At 59.8% G+C, this 9,976-nt stretch carries 6 protein-coding genes; all 6 read left to right on the top strand.

Annotation, left to right across the window (positions count from 1 at the left end; genetic code table 11):
• The first annotated feature begins 34 nt into the window (after positions 1-34).
• The 6 genes from Q0K62_RS06345 to Q0K62_RS06370 all read left to right on the top strand — a co-directional run bounded on the left by Q0K62_RS06345 (position 35) and on the right by Q0K62_RS06370 (position 9,813).
• Positions 35-3,184: an alpha-mannosidase gene (locus Q0K62_RS06345; protein WP_297317137.1), complete on the top strand. Its 3,150-nt coding sequence runs from the start codon at positions 35-37 to the stop codon at positions 3,182-3,184.
• An 84-nt stretch (positions 3,185-3,268) separates the two neighbouring features.
• Positions 3,269-4,573: a sugar ABC transporter substrate-binding protein gene (locus tag Q0K62_RS06350; protein WP_297317138.1), complete on the top strand. Its 1,305-nt coding sequence runs from the start codon at positions 3,269-3,271 to the stop codon at positions 4,571-4,573.
• A gap of 2 nt (positions 4,574-4,575) precedes the next feature.
• Positions 4,576-5,547 carry a sugar ABC transporter permease gene (locus Q0K62_RS06355; protein WP_297317139.1) on the top strand — a complete coding sequence of 324 codons (972 nt, stop codon included), beginning with the start codon at positions 4,576-4,578 and terminating at the stop codon, positions 5,545-5,547.
• Positions 5,544-6,383 (top strand): carbohydrate ABC transporter permease, encoded by an 840-nt coding sequence (locus tag Q0K62_RS06360; RefSeq protein ID WP_297317140.1) that lies wholly within the window; start codon positions 5,544-5,546, stop codon positions 6,381-6,383. Before Q0K62_RS06355 ends, Q0K62_RS06360 begins: the two co-directional genes overlap by 4 nt.
• 7 nt (positions 6,384-6,390) lie before the next feature.
• Positions 6,391-7,719 (top strand): glycosyl hydrolase, encoded by a 1,329-nt coding sequence (locus tag Q0K62_RS06365; protein WP_297317141.1) that lies wholly within the window; start codon positions 6,391-6,393, stop codon positions 7,717-7,719.
• A gap of 936 nt (positions 7,720-8,655) precedes the next feature.
• A complete protein-coding gene (locus tag Q0K62_RS06370) occupies positions 8,656-9,813 on the top strand; it encodes a LacI family DNA-binding transcriptional regulator (protein WP_297317142.1) in 1,158 nt (385 codons plus the stop codon).
• Positions 9,814-9,976 lie beyond the last annotated feature (163 nt).

A 9,976-nucleotide genomic window follows, 5' to 3' on the forward strand; every position in this document is an offset into this window, starting at 1 on the left:
GTAATATGGTCGGCTGTCAACAGGGAGGTTGAGGATGCAGCTGAAGATAGAACGCGAACTTGACAAGTGCGAGAGGGTCATGCGTCAACGCGTGCTACCGAAGATTGACCAGGTGGTGGGCGAGGCCCGGGTTCGGTCCTTCAGGATAACCGGCGAACCCATCCCGTCCTCGGAGTTCTTCGACCTGCTTCGCGCCGGTCAGGTGGACTTTCGGCCCCTGCACATCGGTGATACCTGGGGTACGACCTGGGGTACGACCTGGATGGAGGTATCGGGCAGGGTGGATGCCGACCAGGTAAGGAGTTCGCCGCTGGAACTCATCGTCGACCTGGGCTGGCATCCCGATGCTCCCGGAGGTCACTTCGAGGCGGAGGCCTACCGGGAGGACGGTTCTATCATCAAGGCCGTCAACCCGCGCAACCAGTGGATACCCCTGGATGGCAGTGACATGGACGGTCGGCCCACTGCCGGGGAGGCTTCCGTGCTGAAGGAGGACGGATCCTTCACCATCTATCTGGAGGCCGCCTGCAACCCGATGATCCTCGGCGTACCCGCCTTCGTCGAGACGGAGCTGGGGGAGGGGACGACCGGCAAGGCGGATGAACCCAACGTCCTCAAGCGGATGGATGTCTGCCGCTTCGATCATGAGGCCTGGAACTACTACATGGATCTTGAGGTGGTGTCCCAGCTGATCAAGGAGGGCAACGAGAAGCAGCCTCGCTACTGGCATCTGGGCAAGGCACTGCAACGTTCGCTGAACATCTATGACGAGAGGGACCTGACCACCTTGAAGCCCGCCCGCCGAACTCTTGGCGAGGTCCTGGCGGTCCCGGCCGTTCCCAGTGCGCTCGATCATGCCGCAGTCGGGCACTCCCACATCGATTCCGCCTGGCTCTGGCCCAAGAGGGAGACCAGGCGCAAGGTGGCACGGACGGTATCCAACATGCTGGCGCTGATGGAGCGCGACCCGGACTTCATCTATGCCATGAGTTCCCCACAACAGTACGCTTGGCTGGAGGAGGATCATCCCGACCTCTTCAAGCGGGTCCTGGACCGTGTCAGGGAGGGTCGTTTCATTCCGGTAGGTGGCATGTGGGTCGAATCCGACGGAATGCTTCCCTCGGGTGAGTCCCTGACGCGTCAGTTCACCTTCGGCAGGCGCTACTTCCGGCAGCACCTGGGCGTGGACACCACCGTGGTCTGGGAGCCTGACAGCTTCGGCTACAACGGGCAGTTCCCCCAGATAGCTCGACGAGCAGGGATGACGGCCTTCCTTTCCCAGAAGATCTCCTGGAACGACACCACAAGATTTCCCCACCACACCTTCGACTGGCAGGGCATCGACGGTACACCGATCTTTACGCATTTCCCTCCCATGGACACCTACGCTTCCAGTATGACGGCCCGGGAACTTAACCATTCCGAGGAGAACTACCAGGACAAGGACACCTCTACCCGGGCCCTGGTACTGTTCGGATACGGGGATGGGGGCGGCGGCACCACCCGCGAGATGCTGGGGCGGTACAGGCGTCTGCACGACGTGGAGGGGTCGGCCAAGGTGCGCTACCAGGCCCCGGCGGACTTCTTCCGGGAGTCCAGCCAGGAGATTCACTCCGAAGCGGGTGCCGAGATGCCCGTGTGGAAGGGCGAGCTTTACCTGGAACTGCATCGCAAGACCCTGACCTCCCAACAGGAGATGAAACGTGGCTGCCGGCAGGAGGAGGCCATGCTGCGCACCGTGGAATATCTGTGCGCGTACGCGGGTCTGGTCGATGGGGCCTATGCCTATCCTCGCGAAGAACTGGATGGTATCTGGCGGACCCTCCTGCTGAACCAGTTCCACGACATCCTGCCAGGTTCGGCCATTTCCTGGGTTCATCGGCTGGCCAGAGAGGACTACCGCAGGGATATTGCACGGCTGCACGAACTTGGCCGTCAGGCGGCCGATGTGATAGCGGCCGTCCACCCGGAGGCCAGGAAGATTCCCGATGCCAAGGTGGTTCCCATGGGTGGCCCTGTTGGAAAGGCATGGAAGCCCGTCGGGGCCATCGCCGCAACGGGTGTCCGGGAAGACGCCGAAAACACCCGGGTCGAACATGAGGGGGCCGACTACATTCTCGACAACGGTCTCATCCATGTCACGGTGGGTCCGGACGGTGAGGTTCATTCCATACTTGACAGAACTTCCGGCCGGGACCTGGTACCCCGGGGGTCCTCGATGGGAGGGTATGAGCTCTTCAAGGACGAACCCTACATGTGGGATGCCTGGGACCTGGAGCGCGATGCCCTGCTGACGGGTACCAGGATCGAGGCCCCGGTCCGGATGGAGCAGGTTGACTGCGGGGTCCGGGTGACCCGTCGGCATGACAGGACCACCATCATTACGACCATCAGTCTGGCCCCCGGGGCCAGACAGGTCGACTTCGCGGCCGATGTGGACTGGCAGCAGGATGAGCAGCTTCTCAAGGTCGACCTACCCGTCGCCTTACAGGCTCGATACGCCCAATTCGAATGCCAGTACGGATTCATAGACCGGCCCATCCAGAAGAACAACGCCGCCGAGGAAGCGCAGTTCGAAAGCTGCACGCACCGATTCATCCGGGTGCGTGATGACGACCTGGCTGTCGGTGTGGTCAACGCTACGACCTATGGCGGTGATACGACCCCCATCTTCTACGACCAGGAAGCGGGACGCGAGGCTGGTACGATGATCCGGCTGACCCTCCTGTCATCTCCGGTCTATCCGGACCCCTGCACAGATCGTGGCTCCCATGGCTTTGCCTGGTCCATCGTCCCGGGCAGCGAGCAGGATGATATCCTTCGGGCGGCCTACGTTATCAACGCGCCCTCCTTCCACGAAGGTCTGCCGGAAGTCGAGCCTCTGGCCGGGCTGCAGCCTATCCAGGGCAGTGCGGTGATCGATTGGGTCAAGACCGCCGATGACGGCAGCGGGGATCTGATCCTACGGGTTTACAATCCCGATTCAGCGCCCGCCAAGGCCAGGTTGCAGGTTGGCTCTCTCCTTCAGGGTGCCAAGGTAAGGGAAACCAATTCATTGGAGGACGGCCCCGTACCTGACGGGGTGCGCAAGGGACTTATGGTCCCGGCCGATACTGAAGCCGACGGGGCTCTTCTCGATCTGGCTCCCTTCCAGTTCACCACTTTGAGGGTATCCAGACCGTAACCGAATGTCTTGAACATCGAGTGCCCGGCCACCAAGGGGGCATTCCACAACGAGGTGAGTAACCAATAGAGAAAGGAAGCTCTGATGAGAGCAATGAAGAAAGCGGCAGTGTTGCTGTGTGCCACTGCCATGACCGCCTCTCTGGCGGCCTGTGGAGGGTCCAACAGCAGCAACGGTGGTGAGTCCAAGGACGGCAAGCCCGGCGGGGAGATCTCGTTCCAGACCTGGAACCTGAAGAACGACAAGTACACCCCGTACTTCAAGGACCTGATCGCCGCCTATGAGAAGGAGCACCCGGGTACCACGATCAAGTGGGTGGACCAGCCCTCGGACAACTATGAGCAGAAGCTTTCCGCGGATGCCGCGGCCAACTCCCTACCCGACATCATCGATGCAGGTCCTTCGCTCATGTATGGCCTGGCCAAGGCCGGAGCCCTGATGAACCTGAGCAAGGAGGACCCCAAGGCGGCGGACAACTTCTATAAGAACGCTTGGAATGCCGTCACCTTCAAGGGGAACGGCGTGGAGGAGGGGGCCTATGGGTTCCCTTGGTATGTCAATGACGGGCCCACCTACTACAACACCGAGCTCATGCAGAAGTGCGGCCTCGACCCCGAGAAGCTGCCGGTGACCTGGGATGACTACTTCGACCAGGCCAACACGATGGTCAAGAGCGGCTGCGGCGCCTACATGTCGACCATGCTGGGAGGGGCGGTCGATGATTATGCCTCGGCCGGCATTCCCATCATGAACAAGGACCACACCAAGTACATCTTCAACTCTCCGGAGGCGGTCAAACTCCTGCAGCGGTTCGTTGACCTCTACAAGGACAAGGGAATCCCGCCGGAGGCCTTGAGCGCTCAGTGGTCCCAGCAGGGAGAGTTCTTCCAGAAGGGTTCCATCATCGCCATGGGCGGTAGCGCCTATTCGGCTGCGGACTTCAAACAGAACTCCCCGGACCTCTACAAACACCTGGCTGTTGGTAAGAAGATCAGCAACGAGGGCAAGTCAGCCACCGTATCCTATGAGATGCTGGCCGTCAATGCCCAGACCAAGAACAAGACCCTGGCGCTGGACTTCGCCCAGTATGTGACCAATGCCAAGAACCAGTTGGAGTTCGCCAAGAAGTCGAACACTTTCCCGTCCAGCAAGGGAGGTCTGGAGGATCCCTACTATGCCAACATCGACACCGGGGATGTCCAAGGCAAGGCCCTGAAGGTGACCCTGGAAGCCGTCAAGAACGGATACTCTTGCCGACCCGCCGAATTCACTGACGCCAACGGCAAGGACTACCTGCAGCAGCAGGCCGCGCTGGCCCTTCAGGGTAAGCAGACCGCTCAGGAGGCCCTTGACAAGGCCGTTAAGTACTCGAACGAGAAACTGCAGTAGCCATGGGTCAGATCGACTCCATCATTGCCCGGTCGGGGGATTCCTCTCCCGACCGTCCTGATGCCCGTCCCCGTTCCGGAGCCGGCAGGCGCAGGGCCTCGTTGGGTACGGTCCTGGCTCCGTATTTGTTTGTCCTCCCGGCCTTTGCGATCGTCTTCATCTTCGTGATCGTCGCGGCGCTCAACACTTTCAGGCTGGCCTTCACTGATTCGACTCTGCTCAAACCGGGCAAGTTCATCGGCCTCCGGAATTTCGTCTCCATCTTCCATAACGACTATTTCTGGACGGCCCTGCTCAACTCGACCCTCTATGTGGTCTGCGTTGTTCCCTTCATGGTCATCCTGCCGCTGATTCTGGCCAACCTGGTGAAGGGGAACTCAAGGGCCATGGGCTTCTTCAGGACCTCCTTCTATACTCCGGTCGTCATGTCCGCGGTCGTGGTGGGCATGATCTGGACCAACCTGCTCGATCCCAAGGGTCTGGTCAATTCGGTCCTGGAGTCCCTGCACATCATCCACAGCCCGATCCCGTTCCTGAGCGACCGCTGGCTGATCCTGTTCACCTCCATGTTCATCACCATATGGCTGGGCCTGGGATACTATATGGTCATCTATCTGACCGCTCTGGCCAATATCGACGATGCCCTCTACGAGGCGGCCTCCCTGGATGGAGCGGGCCCCTTTCGGCAGTTCATCCACGTGACCATACCCGGTGTCCGTTCGACCATCGTCCTGATCATGATGCTATCCACCATTGCGGCCTTCCGCGTCTTCAACGAGATCTATGTCCTGACCAACGGAACGGCAGGACCGGGCGGTGAGGACATCACCATGTCCATGCTGATCCAGAAGGAAGGCACCGGCATCCAGGCCAGAACCGGGTACGCCAGCGCCCTGTCATTGATCGTCCTGGTCGTCGTGGGGGCCTTGTTGGTGCTTCAGCAGATTGTTCAGAGGCGGGGGGAGGACTCATGACCAGTGGGCATTCCAAAATCACCGTCGGCAAGGTGGTCCAGTATCTGGTACTGATCCTGGTCTTCATCCTTCTGGTCGGTCCCTTCGTCTGGGAGTTGTCGTTGTCGTTCAAGGGCAGGGGCGACAACGTCTACGCGGTTCCGCCATACCTGATTCCGAAGACCCCGACCTGGCAGAACTACGTATCGGTCTTCAGACAGGTGCCGGTCTTCCGGTACATGCTCAACACTGTCATCGTGGCCATTCTGTCCATAGCGGGGAACGTCATCTTCTCGACCATGGCCGGTTACGCCCTGGGTCGTCTTAAGTGGCGTGGCCGGGGCCTGCTCTTCACGATCTTCATGGGAACCATGGTCATACCTGTCGAGGGTGTGGTCATCTCCCAGTTCCTGATCGTGCGCAGCGTCGGACTGCAGAACACCCTCCTGGCCGTCGCTTTGCCCGGCATGGTCGGTGCGGTCAACATTCTCCTGATGACCAATGCTTTCAAGTCCATACCCGATGAGCTGGAGGAGGCCGCCCAAGTGGATGGAGCCAACCTGTGGCAGCGCTTCTACCGTATATGTGTCCCCCAGGTCAGGGGAACGATGACCGTGGTCGGCATCTTCGCTTTCGTCGGGGCCTGGAATGACTTCCTCTGGCCATTGATCGTCATCTCGGACGAGTCCAATTACACACTGACCCTGGGAATGAACAGGCTCAAGGGCATGTTCATTTCGGATCCACGATTGATAGCTGCAGGGGCCCTGGTCTCTCTGATACCGATCCTGGTCTTCTTCGCCTGCTTCCAGCGCTACTTCTTCCGCGGTCTGGAACAGGGTGGCATCAAGGAATGACACTATCATGAAATTCGGCGTCAACTACACCCCCTCCTATAACTGGTTCTTCTTCTGGCTGCATCCGGATTGGAACGCCGTCGCCCGTGACTTGGACGGCATTGCATCCATCGGTATGGACCATGTCCGGATTTTTCCACTCTGGCCAATCCTGCAGCCCAACCGGACCTGGATCAACGGAGCGGCCCTGGAGGACCTGCGGTACATGGCCGAATTGGCCGGGGAGCGTGGACTGGATGTCTATTCCGATGTGATCCAGGGGCACATGTCCAGTTTCGACTTCGTGCCTTCCTGGCTGGTCTCTTGGCACGAGTCCAATATGTTCACGGACCCCCCCGCCATCCGGGCCCAGGCGGCCCTGGTCGGAGCAGTATACGAAGCCTTGAGTGATTTGCCCCATTTCCGCGGATTGACCATAGGTAACGAGTGCAACCAGTTCACCGACCGGGTCCACCCCCGGCGTATGCCTGCCTCGTCAGACCAGATCGAGGGCTGGCTGGAGTCCCTGCTGGGGCCCCTCAGAACCCGGGCCGCCCAGGAGGGCAGGCTCCTCCTGCATTGTGAGAATGATGCGGTGTGGTACCAGGACGATCACGCATTCCTGCCGCGATTCGCCTCCAACCTGGGCGATGTGACCTGCATCCATTCCTGGGTCTTCAACGGTACGGCTCAGGCCTACGGGCCCCTGTCGGATGAAAGCACCAGACATGCCGAATACATGACGGAGCTGTCCAAGGCCTTCGCCCAGGATTCGGATCGCAAGGTCTGGCTGCAGGAGATTGGCGCCCCCTTGAACGTCATGGGGGAGAATGAGACCGTTGACTTCTGCCGGACCACGGTGGACCATGCCATGGACTGCGCGGACCTGTTCGGCATTACCTGGTGGTGCTCCCACGATGTCAACGGGCAATTCGGGGACTTCCCGCCGTTCGAGCACCATCTGGGGCTCTTCGACCAGGACGGGGGGCTGAAACCGCTGGGTAAGGCCTTTGCCGAGCTTGCGAAGGACCGTGCGGGCCGGACGGATATGCCTGTCAGGTCCACGGCCCTGGTCATCGACGTGGATGAGGAGGGGGATCCGCTTGTCCGATCCGCCTGCTCCCCGGGAGGCTCGGTCTTCCTGAAGTGGATGGAGTTGAGTCGGCAAGGTCTGCGCCCGGCCATGGTTACATCACGGACCGCGCAGGACCCGGTGCAGTTACGTGCCCGGGGGATCACAGATTGTATCCATGTCGATATGGTCCCCGGCCGTTGCTACAACACGGTGTCGGATCCCTCTCTGCAGAAAGGGCGGTCCGGAGTGATTGGAGCAAGGGGAGGTGATTTCTCCAAGTAGTTCCATGCGTGGCGAAGCGGTTGATTGCCAGATGAAGTCCATGCGCCTGGCGGAGTAGGCCGGTCGGCTCAATCGGCATGTTCGATTGAAGGTTCTGGAGAAGCGTCGTGGACATGTGGATACGACGAGCTGTTTGACATGTGGAATTCACTCGTAAGGTGGGTTGGGTCTGCTCGATGGCCTGTTCACGGCCGAGTCCTCGAATCAGGCGATTTTGCCCGGATGAGTGGGGCTGTGTTTCAAGGTACTTGTCGACTGGATTCGAGGCAGATTTCATGTCAGGACGGATGCCCATCAGTCTGCCGACCTGTTCGAGTGTGGTTCCGGTACGTTTCAACGATCGCCGATCCATTGCTGATGCCTGCACAGACGGTCTTCGAGGTGCTATTGTCTCTTTCAGTTCTTGGAAACATCGAATTTGTCTGCTTCCTGCGCGTCTGGTACCGGAACTGTATGGTCAGACCAGGTTGCTTCGAGCCGATGATGGTTTGCGGACCGGAGCGGGTGCCTTCCGGGTCGGGGGCTTCAAGGCTTCTTGTCGATTCGCCGACTTGCATGCGGCCGGGTCAGTCAACCCATATTTGCATTGGTTGGGAGACAGCATCCCCCCCCCCCCCGTCTGCGTTAGATCCCCCCCCCCCCCGGCTCCATCTGGAGCCAATGGCTTCCGTCGGGCCGGATGGACTTGTACAGGTGAGGCTTCTATGCCCGACGAGGAGGGGGATCATCATGGAACTTACTGACGATACGGGCAGGCCTGGTACAGTCGTCTGGATCTGGGCCGAGGAGGAGGCGATCGTATGAGCTGTTTGCGTATACGGCTCTCCCAGCGGTGACCGGACACTGGGAAGGAAGGGCAAAAGGTAATCTTAGATTGATGCATGATGGTCGACTTCCAAATCGTTGAGGGGTGCAATTTCTTGAACGGAGCGATGTATGGGTGAGCAAGGCGGATTTCCGCGTGGTCAAGTGGGCCAGTCGAAGTCCCCGGCCCAGTCCGGTGATTCACGCATCAGCCTCAAGGATATAGCCAATGAGCTGGGCATATCGCAGACCGCCGTATCCTTCGCCGTCAATGACAAGCCCGGCGTTTCGCAGGAGACCAAACGGCGGGTCCGGGATGTGGCCACCAGGATGGGGTGGAGTCCGGCTTACGCCGCCCAGGCTCTGGGTACCTCCCGGACCATGACGGTCGGTTTTGCGCCGGCCAGGTCCATGGATGCCTTTCAGACCGAAAACTTCATGCTTCATTTCATGGCCGGTATCCATGCTTCCCTGAGCCGGCTCGGATACGGCCTGCTCTTCAGGCCATGTGCCACCCTGGCCGAGGAGTTGGAAACATATCGGGATTGGGCCAGGCGCAAGCGTGTGGACGGGGTCATTCTGGTCGATCTGCTTGCGGACGACCCCAGGCCACGGCTCATTCATGACCTGGGTTTGCCGGCCGTCCTGGCCGGAGGGCCGGATTCTGACAACTACCTACCCTCCCTGTCAATCGATGACACCAAGACTATGACCACAATCATGCGGCATCTGAGCTCCCTTGGTCATTCCCGCATCGCCTACCTATCAGGGGATGGCAACCTGGATTACAGCCGGGCCAGGGCATCCTCTTTCGAGGCCTTTGTACGCAAGGAGGGGTTGGGTGCGCCGGCTGTTGAATTCACCGATTTCGACCCCGACCGGGCCGCCGGCCTAACCTACCGGCTCAGCTCGGGCCCCGAGCCCTATACGGCCTTCATCTACGAGAACGAAATTCTGGCAGCGGCCAGCCTGCGCTTCCTGCTGGCCAGGGGGATGGGCCTGCCCGGGTGTGGGACCAAGGCAAGACCTCAACCGCCAGGGGGCCAGGCTCTTTCTCAAAATCGTTCCACCGGTCTACCGGCCATGGTCAGCTTCGAGGACAGCTTCATCTGTCAGAGCACCTATCCAACGATTACATCGGTCCATCGTGATGCAGGACTATACGGAACCAAGGTCGCCAATCTGCTGTTGAAGATTTTCCGCGGTGGCGAGGTTAGCGGCAACCGACGCATACTGACTCCCAAACTGGTCATCCGGGAGAGCACCTCGCTGGTGGGAATACCAGGATGATTCCCCTTGGATGTATGGATATGGGGTTCCTGCCGTCGTATAGACTGAACCTCGTGTACCGACGTCGAACGGCGTGACGGGCACTGGTTCCGTGCTGGACAGGAACTAGTTAAACACGACCTGACAGTAAATCACCAATGAGGATGAGGCTTCATGTTTATTC

Origin of the sequence: uncultured Bifidobacterium sp. (assembly GCF_945269915.1) — a bacterium.
GTDB classification, from domain to species: Bacteria; Actinomycetota; Actinomycetes; order Actinomycetales; family Bifidobacteriaceae; genus Bombiscardovia; species Bombiscardovia indica.